Annotated in this window: 25 protein-coding genes and 1 tRNA gene; 11 read left to right on the plus strand and 15 right to left on the minus strand. The window is 50.9% G+C overall.

The features are described from left to right. Nucleotides 1-21: 21 nt before the first annotated feature. The 7 genes from IB222_RS19960 to IB222_RS19990 form a co-directional block, all read right to left on the minus strand. Nucleotides 22-225 carry a DUF5983 family protein gene (locus tag IB222_RS19960; RefSeq protein WP_149384503.1) on the minus strand — a complete coding sequence of 68 codons (204 nt, stop codon included), beginning with the start codon at nucleotides 223-225 and terminating at the stop codon, nucleotides 22-24. Continuing rightward, complete coding sequence (locus tag IB222_RS19965) at nucleotides 222-605, minus strand: TA system toxin CbtA family protein (protein WP_149384504.1); 384 nt, start codon at nucleotides 603-605, stop codon at nucleotides 222-224. Before IB222_RS19965 ends, IB222_RS19960 begins: the two co-directional genes overlap by 4 nt. A 71-nt stretch (nucleotides 606-676) precedes the next feature. Then, on the minus strand, nucleotides 677-1,027 hold the full coding sequence (locus IB222_RS19970; RefSeq protein ID WP_149384505.1) for a type IV toxin-antitoxin system YeeU family antitoxin: 351 nt from the start codon (nucleotides 1,025-1,027) through the stop codon (nucleotides 677-679). A 23-nt stretch (nucleotides 1,028-1,050) separates the two neighbouring features. Then, nucleotides 1,051-1,272, minus strand: coding sequence for a DUF987 domain-containing protein (locus IB222_RS19975; RefSeq protein WP_149384506.1), 222 nt, complete (start codon nucleotides 1,270-1,272; stop codon nucleotides 1,051-1,053). Nucleotides 1,273-1,286: 14 nt separating this feature from the next. After that, on the minus strand, nucleotides 1,287-1,766 hold the full coding sequence (radC, locus tag IB222_RS19980) for a DNA repair protein RadC (protein ID WP_149384507.1): 480 nt from the start codon (nucleotides 1,764-1,766) through the stop codon (nucleotides 1,287-1,289). Nucleotides 1,767-1,777: 11 nt separating this feature from the next. After that, entirely contained in the window at nucleotides 1,778-2,242 is a 465-nt protein-coding gene (locus tag IB222_RS19985) for an antirestriction protein (RefSeq protein ID WP_149384508.1), read from the minus strand. Between the two features lie 138 nt (nucleotides 2,243-2,380). Then, nucleotides 2,381-3,199 carry a DUF932 domain-containing protein gene (locus tag IB222_RS19990; protein ID WP_149384509.1) on the minus strand — a complete coding sequence of 273 codons (819 nt, stop codon included), beginning with the start codon at nucleotides 3,197-3,199 and terminating at the stop codon, nucleotides 2,381-2,383. A gap of 208 nt (nucleotides 3,200-3,407) precedes the next feature. Here IB222_RS19990 and IB222_RS19995 point away from each other — a divergent pair. The 4 genes from IB222_RS19995 (at nucleotide 3,408) to IB222_RS20010 (ending at nucleotide 7,726) form a co-directional block, all read left to right on the plus strand. Beyond that, nucleotides 3,408-4,555 (plus strand): IS3 family transposase gene (locus IB222_RS19995; protein ID WP_113772681.1). Its coding sequence is split into 2 segments (ribosomal slippage): nucleotides 3,408-3,645 and nucleotides 3,645-4,555, totalling 1,149 coding nucleotides; the frame shifts between segments, so codons are not numbered across the junction. 336 nt (nucleotides 4,556-4,891) lie between these two features. After that, complete coding sequence (locus tag IB222_RS20000) at nucleotides 4,892-6,742, plus strand: S8 family serine peptidase (protein WP_223145830.1); 1,851 nt, start codon at nucleotides 4,892-4,894, stop codon at nucleotides 6,740-6,742. Then, nucleotides 6,742-6,963 (plus strand): hypothetical protein, encoded by a 222-nt coding sequence (locus tag IB222_RS20005; RefSeq protein WP_149384870.1) that lies wholly within the window; start codon nucleotides 6,742-6,744, stop codon nucleotides 6,961-6,963. The genes IB222_RS20000 and IB222_RS20005 overlap by 1 nt, the downstream gene beginning before the upstream one ends. A 4-nt stretch (nucleotides 6,964-6,967) precedes the next feature. Then, nucleotides 6,968-7,726: a hypothetical protein gene (locus tag IB222_RS20010; RefSeq protein ID WP_149384869.1), complete on the plus strand. Its 759-nt coding sequence runs from the start codon at nucleotides 6,968-6,970 to the stop codon at nucleotides 7,724-7,726. Between the two features lie 420 nt (nucleotides 7,727-8,146). On the opposite strand, the gene IB222_RS20015 is transcribed toward IB222_RS20010, so the two are convergent. Both IB222_RS20015 and IB222_RS20020 read right to left on the minus strand, forming a co-directional pair. Then, nucleotides 8,147-9,403, minus strand: a complete 1,257-nt coding sequence (locus IB222_RS20015) for an integrase arm-type DNA-binding domain-containing protein (protein WP_149384868.1) — start codon at nucleotides 9,401-9,403, stop codon at nucleotides 8,147-8,149. 187 nt (nucleotides 9,404-9,590) lie between these two features. Beyond that, nucleotides 9,591-9,675, minus strand: a tRNA-Leu gene (locus IB222_RS20020). A 220-nt stretch (nucleotides 9,676-9,895) separates the two neighbouring features. On the opposite strand from IB222_RS20020, the gene IB222_RS20025 reads away from it, so the two are divergent. Together IB222_RS20025 and IB222_RS20030 are read left to right on the plus strand one after the other, a co-directional pair. Next, nucleotides 9,896-10,915 carry an NAD(P)-dependent alcohol dehydrogenase gene (locus tag IB222_RS20025; protein ID WP_048236253.1) on the plus strand — a complete coding sequence of 340 codons (1,020 nt, stop codon included), beginning with the start codon at nucleotides 9,896-9,898 and terminating at the stop codon, nucleotides 10,913-10,915. A gap of 147 nt (nucleotides 10,916-11,062) precedes the next feature. Further along, a complete protein-coding gene (locus IB222_RS20030) occupies nucleotides 11,063-12,565 on the plus strand; it encodes a helicase HerA-like C-terminal domain-containing protein (protein ID WP_149384867.1) in 1,503 nt (500 codons plus the stop codon). A 102-nt stretch (nucleotides 12,566-12,667) separates the two neighbouring features. Here the strand turns inward: IB222_RS20030 and lptG are convergent, their stop codons facing one another. From lptG to IB222_RS20045, 3 genes are all read right to left on the minus strand, one after another. Beyond that, entirely contained in the window at nucleotides 12,668-13,750 is a 1,083-nt protein-coding gene (lptG, locus tag IB222_RS20035) for an LPS export ABC transporter permease LptG (protein ID WP_003025875.1), read from the minus strand. Beyond that, nucleotides 13,750-14,850 carry an LPS export ABC transporter permease LptF gene (lptF, locus tag IB222_RS20040; protein ID WP_149384866.1) on the minus strand — a complete coding sequence of 367 codons (1,101 nt, stop codon included), beginning with the start codon at nucleotides 14,848-14,850 and terminating at the stop codon, nucleotides 13,750-13,752. The genes lptG and lptF overlap by 1 nt, the downstream gene beginning before the upstream one ends. Nucleotides 14,851-14,912: 62 nt before the next feature. Continuing rightward, nucleotides 14,913-14,963, minus strand: coding sequence for a hypothetical protein (locus IB222_RS20045; protein WP_212723231.1), 51 nt, complete (start codon nucleotides 14,961-14,963; stop codon nucleotides 14,913-14,915). A gap of 153 nt (nucleotides 14,964-15,116) precedes the next feature. Here IB222_RS20045 and pepA point away from each other — a divergent pair, with 153 nt between their 5' ends. The 4 genes from pepA (at nucleotide 15,117) to IB222_RS20065 (ending at nucleotide 20,756) form a co-directional block, all read left to right on the plus strand. Then, nucleotides 15,117-16,628: a leucyl aminopeptidase gene (gene pepA / locus IB222_RS20050; RefSeq protein ID WP_003025870.1), complete on the plus strand. Its 1,512-nt coding sequence runs from the start codon at nucleotides 15,117-15,119 to the stop codon at nucleotides 16,626-16,628. Nucleotides 16,629-16,747: 119 nt separating this feature from the next. After that, nucleotides 16,748-17,191: a DNA polymerase III subunit chi gene (gene holC, locus IB222_RS20055; RefSeq protein WP_003830256.1), complete on the plus strand. Its 444-nt coding sequence runs from the start codon at nucleotides 16,748-16,750 to the stop codon at nucleotides 17,189-17,191. Beyond that, a complete protein-coding gene (locus IB222_RS20060; RefSeq protein WP_008786064.1) occupies nucleotides 17,191-20,046 on the plus strand; it encodes a valine--tRNA ligase in 2,856 nt (951 codons plus the stop codon). The genes holC and IB222_RS20060 overlap by 1 nt, the downstream gene beginning before the upstream one ends. 206 nt (nucleotides 20,047-20,252) lie before the next feature. Further along, entirely contained in the window at nucleotides 20,253-20,756 is a 504-nt protein-coding gene (locus IB222_RS20065; protein ID WP_003025856.1) for a GNAT family N-acetyltransferase, read from the plus strand. Between the two features lie 26 nt (nucleotides 20,757-20,782). Here IB222_RS20065 and IB222_RS20070 read toward each other — a convergent pair whose 3' ends face one another. From IB222_RS20070 to rraB, 3 genes are all read right to left on the minus strand, one after another. Beyond that, on the minus strand, nucleotides 20,783-21,613 hold the full coding sequence (locus IB222_RS20070) for a hypothetical protein (RefSeq protein WP_032942198.1): 831 nt from the start codon (nucleotides 21,611-21,613) through the stop codon (nucleotides 20,783-20,785). 165 nt (nucleotides 21,614-21,778) lie between these two features. Next, nucleotides 21,779-22,537 (minus strand): tRNA isopentenyl-2-thiomethyl-A-37 hydroxylase MiaE, encoded by a 759-nt coding sequence (gene miaE / locus IB222_RS20075; RefSeq protein ID WP_148362521.1) that lies wholly within the window; start codon nucleotides 22,535-22,537, stop codon nucleotides 21,779-21,781. Nucleotides 22,538-22,588: 51 nt separating this feature from the next. Beyond that, entirely contained in the window at nucleotides 22,589-23,014 is a 426-nt protein-coding gene (rraB, locus tag IB222_RS20080) for a ribonuclease E inhibitor RraB (RefSeq protein ID WP_003025845.1), read from the minus strand. A 163-nt stretch (nucleotides 23,015-23,177) separates the two neighbouring features. On the opposite strand from rraB, the gene argF reads away from it, so the two are divergent. Further along, nucleotides 23,178-24,182 carry an ornithine carbamoyltransferase gene (gene argF / locus IB222_RS20085; protein ID WP_003830265.1) on the plus strand — a complete coding sequence of 335 codons (1,005 nt, stop codon included), beginning with the start codon at nucleotides 23,178-23,180 and terminating at the stop codon, nucleotides 24,180-24,182. Nucleotides 24,183-24,277: the final 95 nt, after the last annotated feature.

Genomic DNA, 24,277 nt, shown 5'->3' on the forward strand with positions numbered 1-24,277 from the left:
TGTGATATTAAATTATGCGGGTCACAAGTGCTCATCACGCCTGAGCTCAGAGGTCCCAACGATGATGGCTCTGGGTTCACTACCGATACAAAGTGAATAGCCATTACAGTTGACGGCATCAATCAGCTCAGTGAGTACAATGCCGTCAATCTCAACGACAATTCTACCCATATTGAGGGCCATGGCACTAACGCTGTCGGCTTCAACGTTAAGAGATATTTTCATTGTTCATTCTCCTGATCGGAGCCTTTACCTTGAGTAATACGGCTTATTATTCTGTAACCGCTTCCCATACTCAGACCGGTTACCTTTCTGGCTCTTAGAATATCTACGTCGGTAATAAAGGATGAGCGCTCCTGGATGGTAAACCCCGGGCGATCAGTGCGAACTAATTCGTATTTTTCGACAATAAAATTCAGGGCATCAACTAAGGTAATTCCGGCATCGATATGTTTTTGAATCACACCATCATCGCCAAATGGCGTATCGTTCAGTTGAAGGCCATAGTGCTGCCCCAGTAACTGTTTCAGCAAAGTCTGCCAGATGGCTACGGGAGTCAGGCAGGTCTGCGCCGCCCTCAACGGGGTTATGAGTTTTGTCTGCATCGTGGGTATTCTCTTATTTCGAAAATAGGAAAGTGAATGAAGTGCCGGATTAAAGGAAGATGTTGAAATAGTTATCTGGTGTGAAGCGTTGGGTACACAGCCAGATAAACATAGCCACAAGAACCCAGTGTATCGGCATTGCAGGTCAGCCCTTTCGCATACAGGGTAACGGTGTGCTGGTGACGGGGATTAAGTTCACCGCTGGTCAGCATCAATTCCAGTTGCTTCATCAGCAGCGGAAAAGCCTGGTCCATATGACGCAAATCTACCTCGTTAAATACCCCGGTGATACTGGCCCGGTCAGCCAGGTAATGCAGGAGGTTTCCCTCCTGGACCAGACGCGCCCCGAAGTGTGGTGTGATGTCGCATTTCAGCCCCCATTGCAGCGCATCTGTGGCGTTGTTGACGGTGTCTTTTTTCATGCTGGTGTTCCTTATGCTGGCGGTTAATTGAGGGTGACACTGCGCAGGACGATATAAGGCCCGTTATGGTCCTGTCGGCGTTCGGCAAAAACGGCCAGTACGCCAGTAATATCCTGCACTTTCCGCCCGTAGTAATGGCAGACGCTGCCGGACCAGTGATATTTCCCGGTGCAGAAGCGAAACAGCCGGGACTGAGGGTGCTGGCGGTATATCGCCATTGCCTGCTGTTTACTGATGACTTTCATTCATCGCTCTCCCTTTATAGCCAGCCGCGTTCGGCAAACGAGATAACATCCATTCCGCCAACCACCAGATGGTCCAGCAGGCGGATGTCCACTAGGTCCAGTGCCTGTTTAAGGCGTACTGTGATTCGTCTGTCGGCAGCACTGGGTTCTGAATGTCCAGACGGGTGATTGTGTGCCAGTACGGCAGCTGCAGCGTTATGTTTCAGACCTGCCTTCACCACTTCACGCGGATGCACACTGATACTGTTGATGGTTCCGAGGAACAGCATGTCATCGGCGATAAGCCGGTGCTGATTGTCCAGCCACAGGACTATGAGTGCCTCGCGGCCCAGAGGGGCAAGTTGCAGGCGCAGCCAGTCGCGGACTGCATGACTGGAAGTATAAGCCGCGCCGGGTTCACGTAACTGGCTCTCCAGCAGAGCGAGTGCTTCCAGAATGGTTCGCTGTGCAGTGGCAGGCAATTCACAGGCAAACAGCGGTAGTTGCTGCTTCATGTTCATCCTCTTCAGTCGATAAGGTGCATGATGGCGCTGCATTCGGGGTGATTCAGGGCATAGTCCCGCAGGCAGTAGTAATGCGCCGTCATGGCATCACACTCTGTGCGGCAGGCATGGCGGCTGTATTCCAGCAGACAAACGGTGATACCAGCAGCCATGGGGCCTATTTCAGCGCTGTTGCCGTTCATGGTGTTGAACAGCGTCCACTGTTCATCGTTCTCATCATCCGGCTCGGGGGCCATAAAAGCCCCACCATTGCTGAGTGTGTAAAAACGCCAGATGCCGCCGCTGTAATTTTCACAAAGCCGATCCATCCAGCCGAAGATGCGTGGCTCCAGCAGTATCCACTGCGGGATACCGCTAAAGTGCAGCGGCCAGAAATGAAGCCGCTGTACATCGGGCAGTGAAGTGGCGGTGATAAGAGCCGGGTTGTCAGTATCGGCAAGCATGTGCAGGCTGGTGGTGTTACTCATGGGTTGCTCCTTATGAAAAATAATCATTGAGGTCCCGCTGAACGGGGCCTTACAGTTGAGAGGCAGACTTCGGGGGGACAGAAAGATGGGGTATTGGCAGGTTACGTCATCCGGGCAGAAGGCTGGATATCATCCAATTCAGCTCAGCGCCTGCTGCATCTCTTCTGCCATTACCCATAATGCGCGATTCAGCTTTATATCGCCGTCGATACCGTTTACTGCTCTCGTCCGACTGCGTTTCCCCTGTGCTGAACGACCGGACAGACCTCCTTTACTCAGGTTTTCCTGAAGCCGGTTAAAGACGCTCCACAGGTCATTCTGTTCATCCTGCCAGCGGCGGGCACTCAGTACCTGAGATTCAGTGACGGGTTGATACTCCTCGCCAAAACGGTACGTCAGGGCAGCTTTAGCCAGCGCCTGCTGCGCCGGAGGAGGCAGCAACAGGGACTGCATGGCATCTCGCTTTTCTTCCACCCGGTCAAATACTCCGAGCACTTCGTAAGCCCCTTCAATGACTTTCTCCACCACATCTCCTTTATGGGGCACCCGCACTTCACCCAATGATGTCCCGCAGACCAGACCATTACAGCAGACGCTGCGGAACAGGCCCGGCAGCATCTGGTAGCTGCTGGAGCCGTCATGCGAGTTGAGCAGAATAATTTCCGGAACCTGCTGACCGGTGATTTGCCCGGCACGGCGCAGGCGCAGCATATGCTTCGTGTGTTCCCTGCGGCTCTGGTCACGGACTCGTGTCTGGCAGGCAAAGAATGGCTGAAAACCTTCACGCTGCAGGCTCTCCAGCAGGGTGATGGTGGGGATATAGGCATATCGTTCACTGCGGGAAGCATGCTTTTCCTCACCGAACACGCTGGGGGTATGCTGCATCAGTTCTTCATGGGTAAGGGGGCGGTCGCGGCGGATCAGATCAACGCGCCCAAAGCGGCTGGCTAATTTCATGTGATTTACCTTTATGGATGACATAAACGAAAAAGCCCTGCTCGGATGAGCAGGGCGTCAGAAGAGGTGTATGTATTGATGATGCGGGGAAATAATAACTATTTCTGAACGGTTATGATTTGCCTTTATAAGTTTTACCGGCCACTGAATCGCCACGGGTTTAACAGACACCTCAGAGTCATTTAAGATGGCTTAAAGAGAGGTGCCCATGAGCGGTAAGCGTTATCCCGAAGAGTTTAAAACTGAAGCAGTCAAACAGGTTGTTGATCGCGGTTATTCTGTTGCCAGCGTGGCAACACGTCTCGATATCACCACCCACAGCCTTTACGCCTGGATAAAGAAGTACGGTCCGGATTCTTCCACTAATAAAGAACAGTCAGATGCTCAGGCCGAGATCCGTCGTCTCCAGAAAGAGCTGAAGCGGGTTACCGACGAACGGGACATATTAAAAAAAGCCGCGGCGTACTTCGCAAAGCTGTCCGACTGAGGTACGCCTTTATCCGTGACAACACCTGTTGCTGGCCTGTTCGCCTGCTCTGTCGGGTGCTGGATGTTCATCCCAGTGGTTTTTACGCCTGGCTTCAGCAGCCGCATTCTCAACGCCATCAGGCAGACCTGAGACTGACAGGACAGATTAAACAGTTCTGGCTGGAATCGGGATGCGTCTATGGTTATCGCAAAATCCATCTGGATCTGCGGGACAGCGGGCAACAGTGCGGAGTGAACAGAGTCTGGCGACTGATGAAACGTGTCGGGATAAAGGCTCAGGTCGGATACCGGAGCCCGCGGGCACGTAAAGGCGAGGCCAGTATCGTGTCGCCCAACAGGCTCCAGCGACAGTTCAATCCGGATGCTCCTGATGAGCGTTGGGTAACAGACATAACCTACATCAGGACCCACGAAGGCTGGCTGTATCTTGCTGTGGTTGTTGATCTGTTCTCACGCAAAATTATCGGCTGGTCCATGCAATCCCGGATGACAAAGGACATTGTCCTGAACGCACTGCTGATGGCTGTATGGCGGCGTAATCCCCAAAAACAGGTGCTGGTTCATTCGGATCAGGGCAGTCAGTACACAAGCCATGAGTGGCAGTCTTTCCTGAAATCACACGGCCTGGAGGGCAGCATGAGCCGTCGCGGTAACTGCCATGATAATGCGGTTGCAGAAAGCTTTTTCCAGTTGTTGAAACGCGAACGGATAAAGAAAAAGATCTACGGAACGCGGGAAGAAGCCCGCAGTGATATTTTTGATTACATCGAAATGTTTTATAACAGTAAGCGTCGGCATGGTTCTAGCGATCAGATGTCACCGACAGAATATGAAAACCAGTATTATCAACGGCTCGGAAGTGTCTAGATTATCTGTGGCGATTCAGCTATAGCCAAAAGTCATAGACCAACTTCTGCAATATTCAATTACAAATATCCAGTTATCGGCGGTGGTGATATTGGTGAAATATATGTTCAGGTTAATGAAAAATCGTTACCAAGCCTGGCTGAACGTCTATCTCAAGCAAAAGTTCAATCTGAAATAAAATTCAATAAAAATGGAGAGATTGTTCCTAAAGTTGGAAAACTACGAAGCGAAGTTAGTGCGATCCAAGACATTGAATTATACACAGGAAATGATAAATGCTCTATTAGTGATGTTGAGTTAGCTCAAGAATTATTGGAGAAAAAACGCGAGATAATTGTGGAGTTATTCACTGCTCGAAAAAATGAAACATTAAGCGATGATGAAATATCATCAATTTATAAAAGTTTTGTTAACGACTTGAAACTCCAATTCCCTACGATTGAGTTTGTTGCTGAATCACGTTTTTTTTCAGACAACATCATTACATTATTTCCCAAAGAAAATTCCAACACTGAAGTTGTAGCATTATTAAAAGAACTAAAAAATAATCCTATTGTTAGGAAATACTACCCATCTCCGATTCTCACAATTGCAAAAAAAGATGTAGATGCAGAAAATAAATTATCTACATTTCCTAGAAAAGAGACTAACCAGTCTTATCCAAAGGTAATTTTAATAGATAAAGGAATAAGAAGTAGTATTTTATCTACTTGGGTAAATGATAAATCCGATGCATTAGGATCAGATAACATTGAAGATTATCATGCCGATGAAATGGCTAGTATTTTAATTGGTTCAAAACATCTAAATTCTAACTATAATTATTTAGAAGACGATGGCTGTGAAATTTATGATATCTGGCTTCCTGCTGATAAATATAGCTTTGATGATCATTTTGAAACATTACCTGAATTTACAGACTGGTTATATCTTGAAGTTCAAGCAGCAAGGGAAAGTGGCTTTCGCATAATAAGCATGAGTGTTAATTTTCAACAGATTGTCTCCGATAGTGAATATAGCTTTTTAGCAGCTAGAATTGATGAAATATCAAATAGATTTAACGTTATATTTGTTATTTCAGTCGGAAATCTAGAAGATAAAAAATATAGAAGTGAGTGGCCTAAAACAGAAGACCAAGTTTTCCGTATGCTTGCACGATTCCAACAGCAAGATAAAGTACTACAACCAGCAGATTCAGTAACATCATTATCCGTAGGAGCCGTAAATCATATAGAGAATGAACTGATAACCTTCCAAGCACCAGCTAGGTATACTAGAAGAGGGCCAGCAACAGCTTATGGTATTAAACCTGACTTAGTCCATATTGGGGGTATAGGTGATCCAAAAAACTCTTGTTTTTTGACGCTAGATGGAAACAATAATTTATGTTTAAACTCCCATGGCACTAGTTTAGCAGCACCACACATAGCAAAATCACTCGCTGCTATTGATTTAAAATCAAATGAAAACCTTAATACTAATACACTTAAAGCTCTTTTAATCCACAGCGCAAAAATCCCTGACTGTCTGTCCTCAAAAAACCTTGGTAAAGAAGCCAAGGACTTTGTTGGGTTCGGATTTCCAACTTATTCTTCTGAGATAATAAATAGAGATGAAACGTCATTTACCTTTATCTTTGAAGAAATTCTTAACAAAGGACAAATAGCTGAATTCAACTTTACTTGGCCAAACTCACTGATAACAGCTGCAGGAAAATGTAAAGGAAAAGTAAAAATGTCCTTAGTATATTCGCCGACTATTGATAGGCAATATGGTCAGGAATATATCCGCGTTAACATTGATGCATCTTTGCAACAAGAGCAAATAAAAAACTCCGAAAGTAAATTTGGCAAAGTTGTTAATTCCATTTGGGATAATAGACTTGGTTCAGAACTTAATTATGAAAAAAGCCTAATTGATCACGGATTCAAATGGTGGCCGTCTAAAGTTTATGAACGATACAGTAAAAATGGATTTGGTAACTCATCAAACTGGCGTCTAAGAGTGACATCTCAAGTTAGGGATGGCGTAGCATATCCGTTGGAAGGTATTCCTTTTTCTGTCATAATTACAATCGAAGATCCAACAAAAAAAGCCACTAATATATACAACGAAATGAGTCAGAGTTTAATAGCCTTAGGGGTTGTATTTCAAGATATTACTGTCCGCGACGAGGTAAGAGTGTAATGAAGAAGTCTGAAGTAATTTACGATCTTGAACAAATTATTTGTCGTTTAGACGCCTTAAAGGCAGCATCATGCTTAAAGACATCTCAAGCAGAAGTTGAAGATATAAAAAACATCATAGACTCTGTTAAGAACAAAATAAGTTTAGCTGTAACATTTTCCATCACAGGCCGGGAAAATCCTACCCTGCCAAAATCAAAATGTCGATTCTGTGGGAAATAAATTCATGGGAAATGATAAATATTTTACAGTATCAAGATATGAAGTTGACAATGAACCAAAAGATATCTTCTTCACCGTTGAAGATGGTGTAAATGAATTTCCTGACACCATCGTCAAATTAAAAGATGACATTGAGTTGTTCATGCGTGTATTACAGAGACTTTGTGCTGATGACTTACATATGTATAATTTCTATTATGAGAGAATTTTTATTCTTGCAGACCTCGCTTTTAATGGAAATATTACACAATGCATCCTTGCTCAGAATGGGATTGATAAAATAAAGCAAGAACTTTTGTATGAAAAAGCCCCTTATTTGAGAAGTAACATTCTAATCAAATATTTAAAAATCACTTGCATCCCGCTTATTTTATGCTTCCTAATATACTTAGGCATTGCTACTACTCAGACGAATATTTATGCCATTTATATTTCGAAATTAATTTTAGTTGGTATGGGTGCCTGTACTGGTTGCTGGCTCTCACTTGCTTTCAGAACACGCAGTTTTGAGTTTAATGAAATAATACCAATTTTAAGTGATAGTATTAGTATATATTCCCGCATTATTTTCATAGTTATATTTTCAATATCCTTGGCCTTATTGATGAAGGCAGGGGTAATTATGATTCAACTTGGTAACTTCAACTCTAATAACATTGAAAGCGACCCAATATTAGCTTTCTCTGCTGGGCTGGTAATGGGGTTTGGTGAAAAAATATTCATGGATAGTTTCCAAAAAAGGATTAACGATGTAAAAATATGAGCAGCGCTTCTTGTGATAATAGCCGTATTCAAAAATAATAAATACGGCTTTATCATATTAAAACCTACACCATGTTATTTTAACATGAAATCAACATATCAAATTCACATTTAATACTGGTGCTATAGCTTATATTTAAAACACATTAGATAACTTTTCCAATTATTATATCCATTCAGTATAGGCAATAATTTATTTTTATATAGAGACAGCTGACATTCTAGCATAATAATTATTATCGCATCAGTTAATACAATTTAACAGAAATTCCATCCAAAAAATCACACATGTTTTATGGAAACACAAGCAATATTAGTTACAAATTTCCATTATCAAAAATGACTTCATATCAACATTCAATACTTTACTGTGCTTATAACCATTAATACTTGTTCTCATACTTTGAACTGCTATCTAATTCTATAAATTAGTAAATTTTGCATATTCAAAAGGAGAAATAAATCCCCCTCGATTTACATCAAGAAAATCAGCCCACCACTGCAGCATCAGCCTGCGTTCATCAAGATGTTCAGCTTTGTGAATATACGCTGCACGCACAGAATTTCGCTCCATGTGGCTCATCTGCCGCTCGACTGCATCCCTAGACCACAGACCTGACTCAATCAATGAACTACACGCCATTGTCCTGAAACCATGGCCGCAGACTTCAACCTGTGTTTCATACCCCATCACCCGTAAAGATTTGTTAACCGTATTTTCACTCATCGGTTTGCGAGGATTATGATCGCCAATAAAGACCAGTTCATGCTCACCACTGAACGTCCTTATCTTCTCCAGAATATTCAACGCCTGTTGGGAAAGTGGAACCAGATGTGGTGTCCGCATTTTTGAACCACGCTGTGAGTGCTTAACCCCATCAATAGCTTCTCGCTCGGCTGGAATCGTCCACATAGATGTTTCAAAATCGATTTCAGACCAACGAGCAAAACGCAGTTCACTAGAACGAATGAAGACAAGAAGTGTTAGCTCAACGGCAAGGCGAGTCAAAGGCCTACCGGTATAGTTATCAATGCGCTGAAGCAGTTCGGGAATACGTCTCAACTCTAATGCAGGCCTATGTTGCCGGTTACTTGAAGCAACGGCACCGGCCATCTCCTGTGCTGGGTTATAATCAAGCAAACCACTTTGTACCGCATAGCGCATAATTGCGGTGGTGCGCTGCTGTAGACGGGAAGCCACTTCAAGACGCCCAGACAACTCAACAGCTTTGATAGGCGCTAAAAGGTCGCGCGTTTTTAGTTCGGCAATATTACGCTTACCTATGGCTGGAAAGAGGTTGTCCTCCAGGCTTTTTAATACTCGTCGGCTATGTTCTTCCGACCATTTTTTATTTGTGGCATGCCATTCAACAGCTAGCTGTTCGAAAGTACGTGCTTCTTTCTGCTCAACCTTATCATTTTTCTTTTTGTCTCCCGGATCGACGCCATTCGCTAGCAGCTTACGCGCTTCGTCACGACGTGCTCTGGCATCCGCCAGTGTGATTTCAGGGTAAACCCCAAGTGCCAGCATCTTTTGCTTGCCGTCAAAACGGTACTGCAAACGCCAGTACTTAGAACCATTAGGGTGGACAAGAAGATGCATACCACTGCCATCAGTCAGCTTGTATTGCTTATCCGTTGGCTTGGCTGTTCTGACTTTGATATCTGTTAGAGCCATGCTTTATCCCCTCCCTGTTGGTACAAGCATTATCGAACCGGAAATACCATCATCTGTACCAACATCTGTTGGTAGATGTACGTTGATGTCGGTTGACCTTGAGAGAGTTAATATAGCGGGAAAGGTAGATAAATACTGGATTTTAGGCATAAAAAAAGACCTCAGTTGAGGTCCATTTACATACTTATGGTGCCGAAGGCCGGACTCGAACCGGCACGTATTTCTACGGTTGATTTTGAATCAACTGCGTCTACCGATTTCGCCACTCCGGCACGGAAGGGATGCGGAAAACGTTGTGGATTATACCTGTCATGCGCCACCATGCAAGCGCCAGCGTGTGTCTGGCTCGCTAAGTGTTGAAAATTTCAGCATTACCTTTCTTAGCTGTAACCATCATCACAGTTTGCCCCCGCCTTAATCCCCCCTTCTGCGAAGCGTCCCGTTTCCCCATGCTCTACACTTCCAGTTCAACACCACACTGAGGGAAACACGATGTCGATGATAAAAAGCTACGCTGCAAAAGCGGCGGGCAGCGAACTCGAACTCTATGAATATGATGCGGGCGAGCTTAAGCCGGAAGATGTCGAAGTCCAGGTCGATTACTGCGGTATCTGCCATTCTGATTTGTCGATGATCGACAACGAATGGGGATTCTCTCAGTATCCGCTGGTTGCCGGGCATGAGGTGATTGGTCGCGTGGCGGCGCTCGGCAGCGCGGCGCAGGATAAGGGGCTGAAAGTTGGTCAGCGCGTCGGCGTTGGCTGGACGGCACGCAGCTGCGGGCACTGCGATGCCTGTATCAGCGGTAATCAGATTAACTGCCTGGAAGGTTCCGTGCCCACGATTCTTAATCGCGGTGGCTTTGCCGAGAAGCTGCGGGCCGACTGGCAGTGGGTGATCCCGTTGCCGGAGAGTATCGATCTTGCGGCCGCTGGCCCATTACTGTGCGGCGGCATCACGGTGTTCAAACCACTGCTGATGCACCATATCACCGCCACCAGCCGCGTCGGGGTGATCGGCATCGGCGGCCTGGGGCATATCGCCATTAAGCTGTTACATGCGATGGGTTGCGAAGTGACCGCGTTCAGCTCCAATCCGGCGAAAGAGCAGGAAGTGCTGGCAATGGGGGCGGATAAAGTGGTCAACAGCCGCGATCCGGATGCGCTAAAAGCGCTGGCGGGCCAGTTCGATCTCATTATTAACACGGTTAACGTCGATCTCGACTGGCAGCCCTATTTTGAAGCGCTGGCCTACGGCGGTAACTTCCATACCGTCGGTGCGGTGCTGAAGCCGCTGCCGGTTCCGGCGTTCACCTTAATAGCCGGCGATCGCAGCATCTCCGGTTCGGCAACCGGTACGCCGTTCGAACTGCGCAAACTGATGAAGTTTGCCGGGCGCAGCAAGGTGTCGCCCACCACCGAACTGTACCCGATGTCGCAAATTAACGAAGCAATCCAGCACGTGCGTGATGGCAAAGCCCGCTACCGCGTGGTGCTTAAAGCCGACTTCTGATCGTCTTTGCCGGGTAGCGTAAGCTTCCCGGTTATTCTCCCCGCTATTCCAGACAGGTTAAATTCTCCTCACAATCTCCGCAATTTAGCGGTGAAGAGTGCGTCACGGTTGCCTATACTCCAGGCAGGATAAATGGAGGAAATCTCAATGAGCGCACCCCTGCTAATTGCCCGCACGCCGGACACCGAACTGTTTTTACTGCCAGGCATGGCCAACCGTCACGGGCTGATTACCGGCGCGACCGGGACCGGTAAAACCGTCACGCTACAGAAGCTGGCCGAATCGTTGTCCGAGATTGGCGTGCCGGTATTTATGGCCGATGTGAAAGGTGACTTAACCGGTGTAGCCGAGGAAGGACAAGCCTCTGAAAAGCTGCTCACCCGCCTGAAAAACATCGGCATTACCGACTGGCAACCGCATGCTAACCCGGTCACGGTGTGGGATATCTTCGGCGAAAAAGGTCATCCCGTGCGAGCTACTGTATCTGACCTCGGACCGCTGCTGCTGGCCCGTCTGCTGAACCTCAACGACGTGCAGTCCGGCGTGCTGGATATTATCTTCCGTATTGCCGATGACCAGGGTCTGTTGCTGCTCGATTTCAAAGACCTGCGGGCTATCACCCAATACATTGGCGATAACGCTAAATCCTTCCAGAATCAGTACGGCAATATCAGTAGCGCCTCGGTCGGGGCTATCCAGCGCGGGCTGCTGTCGCTGGAGCAACAGGGCGCGGCACACTTCTTTGGCGAACCGATGCTGGACATCAAAGACTGGATGCGTACCGACGCCAGCGGCAAAGGGATGATTAATATCCTCAGCGCCGAGAAGCTCTACCAGATGCCCAAGCTGTACGCTGCCAGCCTGCTGTGGATGCTCTCCGAACTGTACGAACAATTGCCGGAAGCGGGCGATCTGGAGAAACCAAAACTGGTGTTCTTCTTCGATGAAGCGCACCTGCTGTTCAACGATGCCCCGCAGGTGCTGCTGGATAAAATCGAGCAGGTGATCCGCCTGATCCGCTCGAAAGGGGTCGGCGTGTGGTTCGTCTCGCAAAACCCGTCGGATATTCCGGACAACGTGCTTGGCCAGTTGGGGAACCGCGTGCAGCACGCCCTGCGCGCGTTCACCCCGAAAGACCAGAAAGCGGTGAAAAGCGCGGCGCAAACCATGCGCGCCAACCCGGCATTTGATACCGAAAAAGCCATTCAGGAGCTGGGAACTGGTGAGGCGCTGGTGTCGTTTCTGGACGCCAAAGGCAGCCCTTCTGTGGTTGAACGGGCGATGGTGATTGCGCCATGCTCACGGATGGGACCGGTGACGGACGACGAGCGCAACGGGCTGATTAATCACTCTTCGCTGTACGGCAAATATGAAGAAGATATCGACCGCGAGTCCGCCTATGAACGTTTGCAGCAAGGCGTGCAGGCCAGTACCGAGCAGCAAAATACGCCTCCCGCCAACGGTAAAGCTGTCGATGTGGATGGCGGTATTCTCGGTGGGTTGAAGGATATTCTGTTTGGCAGCACCGGACCGCGTGGCGGTAAGCGCGATGGCGTGGTGCAGAGCGTGGCGAAAAGCGCGGCGCGACAGGTTACCAATCAGATAATCCGCGGTATGCTGGGGAGCTTGATAGGCGGGAGAAAACGCTAGCCCGTGTTACGTTGCCGGATGGCGGCGTAAACGCCTTATCCGGCCTACGGGTCCGGAGTAGGCCTGAAAAGCGCAACGCCATCAGGCCTACGATTACTGTGATTACGACTTACGCAGCATCAGCCACAGGCTAATCAGGAAGAAGCTGGCGCTTGGCAGCAGTGCGCCGATAATCGGCGGAATGCCGTACACCAGCGTCAGCGGGCCAAAGATTTGGTCCAGCACATAGAACACAAAGCCAAAGCTAATCCCTGTCACCACGCGTACGCCCATCGGGACGCTACGCAGCGGACCAAAGATAAACGACAACGCCATCAGCATCATGACCGCTACGGACAGCGGCTGGAAGACTTTGCTCCACATATTGAGCTGGTAGCGTCCGGCATCCTGGCCGCTCGACTTCAGGTACTTCACGTAGTTGTGCAGACCGCTAATCGACAGCGCGTCAGGATCCAACGCCACGACGCCGAGCTTGTCGGGCGTCAGGTTGGTTTTCCAGGTGCCGCTCACCGTTTGCGAGCCGGTGATTTGCTTCGGATCGGTCAGGTTGGATTCATCCACCTGCGACAAACGCCAGACCTTCTGCTCCGGGTCAAATGTCGCGCTTGCGGCATAGCGAACGGACTGCAGACGGCGCTTGTCGTTAAACGAGTAGATGCTAATCCCGCCCAGCTCGGCCTCGCCTTTCACTCGCTCGATGTAGACAAAACTGTCACCGTCTTTCGCCCACAAACCCTGCTGAGTAGAGAGCAGCGAGCCGCCGTACATCTGCTGCGCACGGTAGTTACGCGCCATCTGTTCGCCTTGTGGCGCGACCCATTCGCCGATAGCCATCGTCAGCAGCACCAGCGGAATCGCGGTTTTCATCACCGACAACGCCACCTGCATACGGGTAAAGCCAGAAGCCTGCATCACCACCAGTTCACTACGCTGGGCCAGCATGCCCAACCCCAGCAATGCCCCCAGCAGCGCCGCCATCGGGAAGAAGATCTGGATATCTTTCGGCGCACTGAGCAGGGTATACAGCCCGGCGCCCATCGCATCGTAGCTCCCCTGCCCGGCTTTTTTCAGCTGGTCGACAAACTTGATGATCCCGGAGAGCGACACCAGCATGAACAACGTCATCATGATGGTGGTGAAAATGGTTTTACCGATATAGCGGTCAAGTACACCAAAAGGCTGCATTATACCGCTCCTTTACGCATAAAACGGGCACGCAAGCGGCGCATCGGCACCGTATCCCAGAGGTTAAGCACAATCGCCAGCGCCAGATACGCCAGGTTAACCGTCCACATCCAGAACACTGGATCCAGCTTACCTTTACCACCGTTCGACTTCAGCGACGTTTGAACCAGGAAGAACAGCAAATAGAGCAGCATTGCTGGCAGCATCGACAGCACGCGACCCTGACGCGGGTTCACCACGCTCAGCGGTACGACCATCAGCGCCATCATAAATACGGTGAAAACTAACGTGATACGCCAGGTCAGCTCCGCGCGGGCACGATCGGTGTCGGTCGTCCACAGCGTACGCATGTTCATCTGGTCGGTATCGTTTGGATCCAGCGCCACGGCCTGATGACCGATAATCGCCTGATAATCCTGGAAGTCGGTAATGCGGAAATCGCGCAGCAGCGCGGTACCTTCAAAGCGCGTGCCCTGGTTCAGCGTCACAACCTGAGAGCCATCGCGTAATTGGGTAAGATGTCCGGAATCCGCTACCACCACCGAAGGACGAGCGTTGCCTTTCGGGCGGATTTGCGCGAGGAACACGTCTTTGAAGTTGCTGCCGTCAACGCTTTCAATAAACAGCACCGAACTGCCGTTGGTCGCCTGCTGGAATTGCCCCTGAGCAAGCGCCGCCATACCGGGGTTCGCTTTCGCCTCCGCCAGGACTTCGTCCTGATGTCTGGAGGACCACGGTCCAGCCCACATCACGTTGATCGCCGCAATAATACTGGTAAACAGCGCCAGCACCATCGCCGCTTTCACGAGCACTGCCTTGCTCAGCCCGCAGGCGTGCATGACCGTAATTTCACTTTCGGTATACAGTTTGCCCAGCGTCATCAACAGCCCGAGGAACAGGCTTAAGGGCAAGATAAGTTGCGCCATTTCTGGCACGCCCAGCCCCAGCAGCGAGAGCACCAGATTTGCCGGGATATCACCGTCAACCGCCGCACCAAGGATCCTGACCAACTTTTGACAAAAGAAGATCAAAAGCAGGATGAATAGGATCGCAAGTTGGCTTTTGAGCGTTTCCCGAACCAGATATCTTATGATTATCACTTTAAATACGCCCGTAAAAACCCGTCTTTTGCCGGAATTTAGCTTGTTTCATGGCTTAAACGTCATTTATTCTCTTGAGTCGTCGAAATCGTCGCTAAGATCATTATACTCAACGGATCCACCTCTCAGAAATTGTTCTGACGTGCCAATGCCGTAATAACGTTAAGATTAACACGAAGTCACCGCAACAGCGGGTATGAGTTACGAAAGCTTGCAATTCTATCCGTAGCCACCGCCGTTGTCTTTAAGATTCAGGAGCGTAGTGCATGGAGTTCAGTGTAAAAAGCGGTAGCCCGGAGAAACAGCGGAGTGCGTGCATCGTCGTGGGTGTCTTTGAACCACGCCGCCTCTCTCCGATTGCAGAGCAGCTCGACAAGATCAGCGACGGGTACATCAGCGCACTGCTGCGTCGCGGCGAACTGGAAGGCAAACCGGGTCAAACCCTGTTGCTGCACCATGTTCCTAACGTTCTGTCTGAGCGAATTCTCCTCATTGGGTGTGGCAAAGAGCGCGAACTTGATGAGCGCCAGTACAAGCAGGTCATTCAGAAAACTATCAATACGCTGAATGATACAGGCTCAATGGAGGCCGTCTGCTTTCTGACTGAGCTGCACGTCAAAGGGCGCAATAATTACTGGAAAGTGCGCCAGGCCGTTGAGACGGCACAGGAAACGCTGTACAGCTTTGACCAACTGAAGACTAACAAAAGCGAGCCACGTCGCCCGCTGCGTAAAATGGTCTTCAACGTGCCGACCCGCCGCGAGCTGACCAGCGGTGAGCGTGCTATCCAGCACGGTCTGGCGATCGCCGCCGGCATTAAAGCGGCAAAAGATCTTGGCAACATGCCGCCGAACATCTGTAACGCCGCCTACCTGGCCTCTCAGGCGCGCCAGCTGGCAGACAGCTACAGCAAAAATGTTGTGACCCGCGTGATCGGCGAGCAGCAAATGAAAGAACTGGGCATGCACTCTTATCTGGCCGTCGGTCACGGCTCGCAGAACGAGTCGCTGATGTCGGTCATCGAGTACAAAGGTAATCCGTCCGAAGACGCGCGTCCGATTGTGCTGGTCGGTAAAGGGTTAACCTTTGACTCCGGCGGTATCTCCATCAAACCTGCCGAAGGCATGGATGAGATGAAATACGACATGTGCGGCGCGGCAGCGGTATACGGCGTGATGCGCATGGTGGCCGAGCTTCAGTTGCCTATCAACGTCGTCGGCGTGCTGGCGGGCTGTGAAAACATGCCGGGTGGCCGCGCGTATCGCCCAGGCGACGTGCTGACCACCATGTCTGGACAGACCGTTGAAGTGCTCAATACGGATGCCGAAGGCCGTCTGGTGCTGTGCGACGTGTTAACCTACGTCGAGCGTTTTGAGCCAGAAGCAGTGATTGACGTCGCGACCCTGACCGGCGCGTGCGTGATTGCGCTGGGCCATCACATCACCGGCCTGATGTCGAACCACAACCCGCTGGCGCATGAGCTGATCGGTGCGTCCGAGCAGGCTGGTGACCGCGCATGGCGTTTGCCGTTGGGTGATGAATACCAGGAGCAGTTAGAGTCCAACTTTGCGGATATGGCGAACATCGGCGGACGTCCTGGCGGTGCCATTACCGCGGGCTGCTTCCTGTCACGCTTTACCCGTAAGTACAACTGGGCGCACCTGGATATCGCCGGTACCGCATGGCGTTCAGGGAAAGCCAAAGGCGCAACCGGTCGTCCGGTCGCGTTGCTGTCGCAGTTCTTGCTCAATCGTGCCGGTTTTAACGGCGAAGAGTGATGTAAAACGCCGGGTGGCGGCTTCGCCTTACCCGGCCGACTACATCACTCAACCGTAGGCCGGGTAAGCATAGCGCCACCCGGCTTTGCATTTAAATCCACAACAAGAAGCCCCATATCATGAGAAACGCAACGTTCTATATTCTGGACAATGACAACACCGTCGATGGCTTAAGCGCCGTTGAACAACTGGTGTGTGAAATTGCCGCAGAACGTTGGCGTGCTGGCAAGCGCGTGCTGATCGCCTGTGAAAACGAAAAGCAGGCTCTTCGACTGGATGAAGCTCTGTGGGCGAGACCGGCAGAAAGTTTTGTTCCGCATAATCTGGCGGGAGAAGGCCCCAGAGGCGGCGCGCCGGTAGAGATTGCCTGGCCGGAGAAACGCAATAGCAGCCCGCGCGACCTGCTCATCAGTTTGCGCGTTGGCTTTGCAGATTTTGCCACCGCTTTCACAGAAGTGATAGACTTCGTTCCTTACGAAGATTCTTTGAAACAATCGGCACGCGATCGCTACAAAGCTTACCGCGTGGCTGGTTTTAACCTGAATACGGCAACCTGGAAATAATGGAAAAGACATACAACCCACAAGATATCGAACAGCCGCTTTACGAGCACTGGGAAAAGCAGGGCTATTTCAAACCTAACGGCGATGAAAGCAAAGAGTCCTTCTGCATCATGATCCCGCCGCCGAACGTCACCGGCAGTTTGCATATGGGTCATGCTTTCCAGCAAACCATCATGGATACCATGATTCGCTACCAGCGCATGCAGGGTAAAAACACCCTGTGGCAGGCCGGTACCGACCACGCGGGTATCGCTACCCAGATGGTGGTTGAGCGTAAGATTGCCGCTGAAGAAGGTAAAACCCGTCACGACTACGGTCGCGAAGCGTTTATCGACAAAATCTGGCAGTGGAAAGCGGAATCCGGCGGCACCATTACCCGTCAGATGCGCCGTCTCGGCAACTCCGTTGACTGGGAGCGCGAGCGCTTCACTATGGACGAAGGTCTTTCCAATGCCGTGAAAGAAGTCTTTGTTCGCCTGTACAAAGAAGATCTGATCTACCGTGGCAAGCGTCTGGTCAACTGGGACCCGAAACTGCGCACCGCTATTTCTGATCTGGAAGTGGAAAACCGCGAGTCTAAAGGCTCCATGTGGCACATCCGCTATCCGCTGGCTGACGGCGCGAAAACCGCAGACGGTAAAGATTACCTGGTCGTCGCCACCACCCGTCCGGAAACCGTACTGGGTGATACCGGCGTGGCTGTGAACCCGGAAGATCCGCGCTATAAAGATCTGATTGGCAAATTCGTTGTTCTGCCGCTGGTTAACCGCCGCATTCCGATCGTCGGTGATGAACACGCCGACATGGAAAAAGGCACCGGCTGCGTGAAGATCACCCCGGCGCACGACTTTAACGACTACGAAGTCGGGAAACGTCACGGCCTGCCGATGATCAACATTCTGACCTTTGACGGCGACATCCGCGAAACTGCGGAAGTGTACGACACCAAAGGCGAAGAGTCCGACGTTTACTCCAATGAAATCCCGGCTGAGTTCCAGAAGCTGGAACGTTTTGCTGCGCGTAAAGCGGTGGTTGCCGCCGTTGATGCCCTGGGCCTGCTGGAAGAAATTAAACCGCACGACCTGACCGTACCTTACGGCGACCGTGGCGGCGTGGTTATCGAACCGATGCTGACCGACCAGTGGTACGTCCGTGCCGACGTGCTGGCGAAACCGGCGGTTGAAGCGGTTGAAAACGGCGACATCCAGTTTGTACCGAAGCAGTACGAAAACATGTACTTCTCCTGGATGCGTGATATTCAGGACTGGTGTATTTCCCGTCAGCTGTGGTGGGGTCACCGTATCCCGGCATGGTATGACAACGACGGCAACGTCTACGTTGGCCGTACCGAAGACGAAGTGCGTCAGGAAAACAACCTCGGCGCCGACGTTGCGCTGCGTCAGGACGAAGACGTTCTCGATACCTGGTTCTCTTCTGCACTGTGGACCTTCTCTACGCTGGGCTGGCCGGAAAACACCGACGCGCTGCGTCAGTTCCACCCAACCAGCGTGATGGTTTCCGGCTTCGACATCATCTTCTTCTGGATTGCCCGCATGATCATGATGACCATGCACTTCATCAAAGATGAAAACGGCAAGCCGCAGGTTCCGTTCAAGACCGTCTACATGACCGGTCTTATCCGTGACGACGAAGGCCAGAAGATGTCCAAATCCAAGGGTAACGTGATTGACCCGCTGGATATGGTCGACGGTATCTCTCTGGCAGAACTGCTGGAGAAACGTACCGGCAACATGATGCAGCCGCAGCTGGCTGAGAAAATTGCCAAGCGTACCGAGAAGCAGTTCCCGGATGGCATCGAGCCGCACGGCACCGACGCCCTGCGTTTCACCCTGGCAGCGCTGGCCTCTACCGGTCGCGATATCAACTGGGACATGAAGCGTCTGGAAGGTTACCGTAACTTCTGTAACAAGCTGTGGAACGCCAGCCGCTTCGTGCTGATGAACACCGAAGATCAGGATTGCGGCTTCAACGGCGGCGAAATGACCCTGTCTCTGGCGGATCGCTGGATCCTCGCTGAATTCAACCAGACCATCAAAGCGTACCGCGAAGCGCTGGATAACTTCCGCTTCGATATCGCCGCGGGCATTCTGTACGAGTTCACCTGGAACCAGTTCTGCGACTGGTATCTGGAGCTGACCAAGCCGGTCATGAACGGCGGTTCCGAGTCTGAACTGCGCGGCACCCGCAATACGCTGGTTACCGTGCTGGAAGGTCTGCTGCGCCTGGCGCACCCAATCATTCCGTTCATCACCGAGACCATCTGGCAGCGCGTGAAAGTGATTTGTGGCAACACTGCAGATACCATCATGCTGCAGCCGTTCCCGGAATATAACGCCGCACAGGTTGATGAAGCCGCGCTGGCCGATACCGAATGGCTGAAGCAGGCGATCGTTGCCGTACGTAACATCCGTGCGGAAATGAACATCGCCCCGGGCAAACCGCTGGAGCTGCTGCTGCGTGGTTGCAGCGCTGACGCAATGCGTCGTGTGAACGACAACCGTAGCTTCCTGCTGAACCTGGCACGTCTGGAAAGCATTACCGTGCTACCAGCCGATGACAAAGGCCCGGTCTCCGTGACCAAAATCATCGACGGTGCCGAACTGCTGATCCCGATGGCTGGTCTCATCAACAAAGAAGATGAGCTGGCACGTCTGGCGAAAGAAGTGGCGAAAATCGAAGGCGAGATTGCCCGTATCGAAGGCAAACTTTCCAACGAAGGTTTCGTTGCCCGCGCACCGGAAGCAGTTATCGCCAAAGAGCGTGAGAAGCTGGATGGTTACGCAGAAGCCAAAGCGAAGCTGATTGAACAGCAGGCGGTCATCGCTGCGCTGTAATTGCCTATGCCGGATAGCGCTGCGCTTATCCGGCAAACGGGCAGCGTCATCGTAGGTCGGATAAGCGTAGCGCATCCGACACCACAGACGATAAAGCCTCTGACGCATAGGCTCAGAGGCTTTTTATTGAATTATCCTCGCTTGCGCTTCCCCTCGCCGCAGTGGTATTAACTGCATATGTCTCACTTTTATGTCATGAGTTCGCTATGAGTGCCATTACCTCCGTCGCGGCAACGCTGCGCCGAATTTCTGCCGATGATAATGCCGCCATTGCCCGCGTTATCCGCAAAGTTTCCGCTGAATACGGGCTTACCGCCGATAAGGGCTATACCGTTGCCGACCCTAATCTGGACGAACTGTTCCAGGTTTACAGCCAGCCTGGCGCAGCCTACTGGGTGGTTGAGCAAAACGGTGAAGTCGTGGGCGGCGGCGGTGTTGCACCGTTAGGATGTAGTGAACCAGACATTTGCGAGCTGCAAAAGATGTACTTCCTGTCGAGCGCGCGCGGTCAGGGGCTGGCGAAAAAACTGGCGCTGATGGCGCTCGAACATGCCCGCGAGCAGGGTTTTAAGCAGTGCTATCTGGAGACTACAGCGTTTCTGACTGAGGCAATCCGCCTGTATGAGCATTTAGGCTTTGAGCATATCAGCGAAGCGCTGGGCTGTACCGGGCACGTAGATTGTGAAGTGCGGATGTTAAAGCCCCTCTGACCTTACGCCGAGAGGCTTTAGCCGCGTTACTGCATCTCGGCTGAGAGCATCAGTCGAATAACGCCAGCCGCGCGGGCGGTTGGCAGCTTCAGCACCTGAGACCAGAGATCCTGCACTATCTCACAGGCAATCTTCTCTTTGCCGATCGCTTTAGTCGGATCGGCCATGATCTGAATATCCGGCCCATAGCGCTGTACTAACCCAGGGCTTATTGCTTGCAGATCCTGCAACGCCAGCTGTTTCTCTTCTGCCGTGACCGTATGTTTGTTCGGACCATAGGCAGCACGCATCATACTCATATCACTCGCCATACGACGGTTCATGATCTCATGCGGAACCAGACGTGCCGGGTTAATCCCCCCTTTCACTGCCGGAAACAGAAAGCGGAAGCATTCGTCATCACCGATTTTGGCCACAGCAGCGATCTGCTCAAGGTTAATTTTCATATATTCAATGACATTGGCATCTGGCGCCTGCTGCAATCTTGCCATTTGCAACTGAAGAATTTGCGGCTGTATCGCGTCGATAACCTGCTGTTCGCTACTCCCTGCTTTCTTCATCTGCGCTGCCTGGCTGATAATTTTTTGTGTCAGCTCAGGTTCCTGCTCCTTAATCACCTGAAACGCCGGATTGGAGAGCATCGCCTTTTCAAACTGCTGCTCTTCGGTCAGACCATAATCCGGGCTTTCGCGTGGGATCAGGTAGTGCACATCAAACAGATTCCACGCGATAATCGCCACCACAAAAACCACCGCGCCGGAGATCTTGCCCAGCCAGCCTTTTTTGCGAAACATGCCGACGACGATAGCAATCACCGCCCCGATATAACCTGCCAACAAAACGTGTGCCCAGTTCATTAACCATCCTTATGCCAAATCATCTCTGTTACGGGGATATATTTCCCCTTCGTGTGTTTTGATTATTACGGCAGCAGCGAGCGATTTCCAGCCACCAGATTTTGCTAACAGAAACAGGAAGGATTAAACCGCGCGGCGATGAGCACCGCGCGTCAAAGAAAGGAATTAAGCTGGCACACCGCTGTGGAAGCGGAATTCATCGTCGGGAGAGGTAATCAACGCGGCTTCTACTTCGCCAAAAAACCGCACCCGGCTACTGATATCATCGGCTGAAACCTGCTGCGCCAGCGCCAGGTAATCCTGATAGTGTCGGGCCTCGGATCGCAATAGCGACAGATAAAACGCCTGCAGATCATCATCCAGATACGGCGCCAGCGCGGCGAACCGTTCGCAGGAACGCGCCTCAATGTAAGCCCCGCAAATCAGTTTATCGATTAGCGTTAAAGGCTCATGGGTGCGTACCTCTTTGAGCATGCCTTTGGCGTAACGGCTGGCGGTAATCTTGATATAGGGAATGTTGCGGCTCATCATCGCCTCACGCACCTGCCAGAAATGATGCAGCTCTTCTTTGATCAGCAAAACCATGCTGTCGATAAGCTTGCGTCCCCACGGGTCGTCGGTTTGCGGCATCACGCTTTTGCTTATCTGTTTATTCAGCGCGATAAAATCCGGCTCATCCCCTTCTCTGAAAGCAAACGCTTCATAGGGCTTCAGCCAGTCCAGCAGCGCCTGCGATCCCTGTTTATCCGCGACATACTTACGCACCAGCAGCATCGCCGTTTGCGCCGCTTTCAGCTCACAGACGAGGTGATCGGTCAATAACAGAGGCAGATTCGCTGGGTCTCGCGCTTTATCAAGCCAGGCCTGGGGCGTTTTACAGTGCAGGAAGTTGTAGATCGGGGAAAGTATTTGCAGGTAATCCATACGTTGTCCTTGGCCTGCGGCAGCCTGGGCTACCGCAGGTCAGTAGATGACTTAGTGACGCACGCCGTCATCATCTTCGTCGACGAGGTCTTCATCGTCGCCGTCTTCACCTTCTTCGCCGTTCGGGTCTTCAAAATAGGTACCCCAACCGTCGTATTCCACATCATATTTTTCAGCCAGGTTCATCAGTTGCTCAACCTGAGCATCAATCAACTCCGCATTCAGTGCACATTCGCTCAGAATGTCACAGCAAATAACCGTGTCGCCTTCTTCCACTTCCAGCTCTTCCGGCTCGGTCACTTCATAACCCAGCTTGAAGGCTTCTACTGCCGCTTTTTCCAGGGTTTCGAAGTCATCCGCGGAAAGGTGATGCTCGATGGTGTACAGCGCGTCTGGATCGCTGCCATCTTCGAGTAGCTCTTCAATAATCAAGCGCGTTTCTTCACGCTGTTCTTCCAGTAGTTCCGGGTTTGCCATGGCTCGTTCCTCATAATGTCCTGCCGATACTCTTATTGTCACATACCGCTGTCATTGCCTCCACCTTTCCAGGAAAGATTTGTTAAACAAGGTTGCAAATGAATAAACATCCATATAAATTGAATTTTAATTCAATAAATGGCCTAAGCCATGTGAGGGAACCATGTCTGCGTTTTATCAGAAACATTTTTTGAAACTGCTTGATTTCACCTCTGCTGAACTCACGTCACTGCTCCAGCTCGCCGCACAGCTGAAGGCAGATAAGAAAAACGGCACTGAAGTCGCTAAGCTCACCGGTAAAAATATCGCGCTCATCTTCGAAAAAGACTCAACCCGTACCCGTTGCTCTTTCGAAGTTGCCGCATACGATCAGGGCGCGCGCGTGACGTATCTCGGACCGAGCGGCAGCCAGATTGGTCATAAAGAGTCGATCAAAGATACTGCCCGCGTGCTCGGCCGCATGTACGACGGTATTCAGTATCGGGGTCACGGTCAGGAGATTGTCGAGACGCTGGCGGAATATGCCGGAGTTCCGGTGTGGAACGGATTAACCAACGAGTTTCACCCCACTCAACTGCTGGCGGATCTGTTAACTATGCAGGAACACCTGCCGGGTAAAGCGTTTAATGAGATGACGCTGGTCTACACCGGTGATGCCCGCAACAATATGGGCAATTCCATGCTGGAAGCCGCCGCGTTAACCGGGCTGGATCTGCGCCTGGTCGCTCCGCAGGCCTGCTGGCCGGAAGAAAGTCTGGTTGCGGAGTGCAAAGCGCTGGCGCAGAAAAACGGCGGCAATATTACGCTGACTGAAGATGTCGCCACTGGCGTGAAAGACGCGGACTTCATCTATACCGACGTCTGGGTATCAATGGGCGAAGCAAAAGAGAAGTGGGCCGAACGTATTGCGCTGCTGCGTAAGTACCAGGTTAATAGCGCGATGATGGCGTTGACCGGCAATCCGCAGGTGAAATTCCTGCACTGCCTGCCCGCGTTTCATGACGATCAAACCACGCTTGGCAAACAAATGGCACAGGAATATGGTCTGCACGGCGGAATGGAAGTGACCGATGAGGTCTTTGAATCCCCCGCCAGTATCGTATTTGATCAGGCGGAAAACCGGATGCACACCATCAAAGCGGTGATGGTGGCGACATTAGCGAAGTAAGGGCATGGAATAAAAGAATGCCGGATGGCGATGCTAAGCATCTTATCCGGCCTACAACCGCGCTCCCGTAGGCCGGGTAAGGCGAAGCCGCCCCC

It is taken from the genome of Citrobacter sp. C13, assembly GCF_014596815.2.
Taxonomy (GTDB): domain Bacteria; phylum Pseudomonadota; class Gammaproteobacteria; order Enterobacterales; family Enterobacteriaceae; genus Citrobacter; species Citrobacter portucalensis.

Excerpts from the sequence above, each read along its gene's own strand:
- IB222_RS19960 (WP_149384503.1), bottom strand. The coding sequence starts at position 225 with ATGAAAATATCTCTTAACGTTGAAGCCGACAGCGTTAGTGCCATGGCC.
- IB222_RS19965 (WP_149384504.1), bottom strand. The coding sequence starts at position 605 with ATGCAGACAAAACTCATAACCCCGTTGAGGGCGGCGCAGACCTGCCTG.
- IB222_RS19970 (WP_149384505.1), bottom strand. The coding sequence starts at position 1,027 with ATGAAAAAAGACACCGTCAACAACGCCACAGATGCGCTGCAATGGGGG.
- IB222_RS19975 (WP_149384506.1), bottom strand. The coding sequence starts at position 1,272 with ATGAAAGTCATCAGTAAACAGCAGGCAATGGCGATATACCGCCAGCAC.
- radC (WP_149384507.1), bottom strand. The coding sequence starts at position 1,766 with ATGAAGCAGCAACTACCGCTGTTTGCCTGTGAATTGCCTGCCACTGCA.
- IB222_RS19985 (WP_149384508.1), bottom strand. The coding sequence starts at position 2,242 with ATGAGTAACACCACCAGCCTGCACATGCTTGCCGATACTGACAACCCG.
- IB222_RS19990 (WP_149384509.1), bottom strand. The coding sequence starts at position 3,199 with ATGAAATTAGCCAGCCGCTTTGGGCGCGTTGATCTGATCCGCCGCGAC.
- IB222_RS20005 (WP_149384870.1), top strand. The coding sequence starts at position 6,742 with ATGAAGAAGTCTGAAGTAATTTACGATCTTGAACAAATTATTTGTCGT.
- IB222_RS20010 (WP_149384869.1), top strand. The coding sequence starts at position 6,968 with ATGGGAAATGATAAATATTTTACAGTATCAAGATATGAAGTTGACAAT.
- IB222_RS20015 (WP_149384868.1), bottom strand. The coding sequence starts at position 9,403 with ATGGCTCTAACAGATATCAAAGTCAGAACAGCCAAGCCAACGGATAAG.
- IB222_RS20025 (WP_048236253.1), top strand. The coding sequence starts at position 9,896 with ATGTCGATGATAAAAAGCTACGCTGCAAAAGCGGCGGGCAGCGAACTC.
- IB222_RS20030 (WP_149384867.1), top strand. The coding sequence starts at position 11,063 with ATGAGCGCACCCCTGCTAATTGCCCGCACGCCGGACACCGAACTGTTT.
- lptG (WP_003025875.1), bottom strand. The coding sequence starts at position 13,750 with ATGCAGCCTTTTGGTGTACTTGACCGCTATATCGGTAAAACCATTTTC.
- pepA (WP_003025870.1), top strand. The coding sequence starts at position 15,117 with ATGGAGTTCAGTGTAAAAAGCGGTAGCCCGGAGAAACAGCGGAGTGCG.
- holC (WP_003830256.1), top strand. The coding sequence starts at position 16,748 with ATGAGAAACGCAACGTTCTATATTCTGGACAATGACAACACCGTCGAT.
- IB222_RS20060 (WP_008786064.1), top strand. The coding sequence starts at position 17,191 with ATGGAAAAGACATACAACCCACAAGATATCGAACAGCCGCTTTACGAG.
- IB222_RS20065 (WP_003025856.1), top strand. The coding sequence starts at position 20,253 with ATGAGTGCCATTACCTCCGTCGCGGCAACGCTGCGCCGAATTTCTGCC.
- IB222_RS20070 (WP_032942198.1), bottom strand. The coding sequence starts at position 21,613 with ATGAACTGGGCACACGTTTTGTTGGCAGGTTATATCGGGGCGGTGATT.
- miaE (WP_148362521.1), bottom strand. The coding sequence starts at position 22,537 with ATGGATTACCTGCAAATACTTTCCCCGATCTACAACTTCCTGCACTGT.
- rraB (WP_003025845.1), bottom strand. The coding sequence starts at position 23,014 with ATGGCAAACCCGGAACTACTGGAAGAACAGCGTGAAGAAACGCGCTTG.
- argF (WP_003830265.1), top strand. The coding sequence starts at position 23,178 with ATGTCTGCGTTTTATCAGAAACATTTTTTGAAACTGCTTGATTTCACC.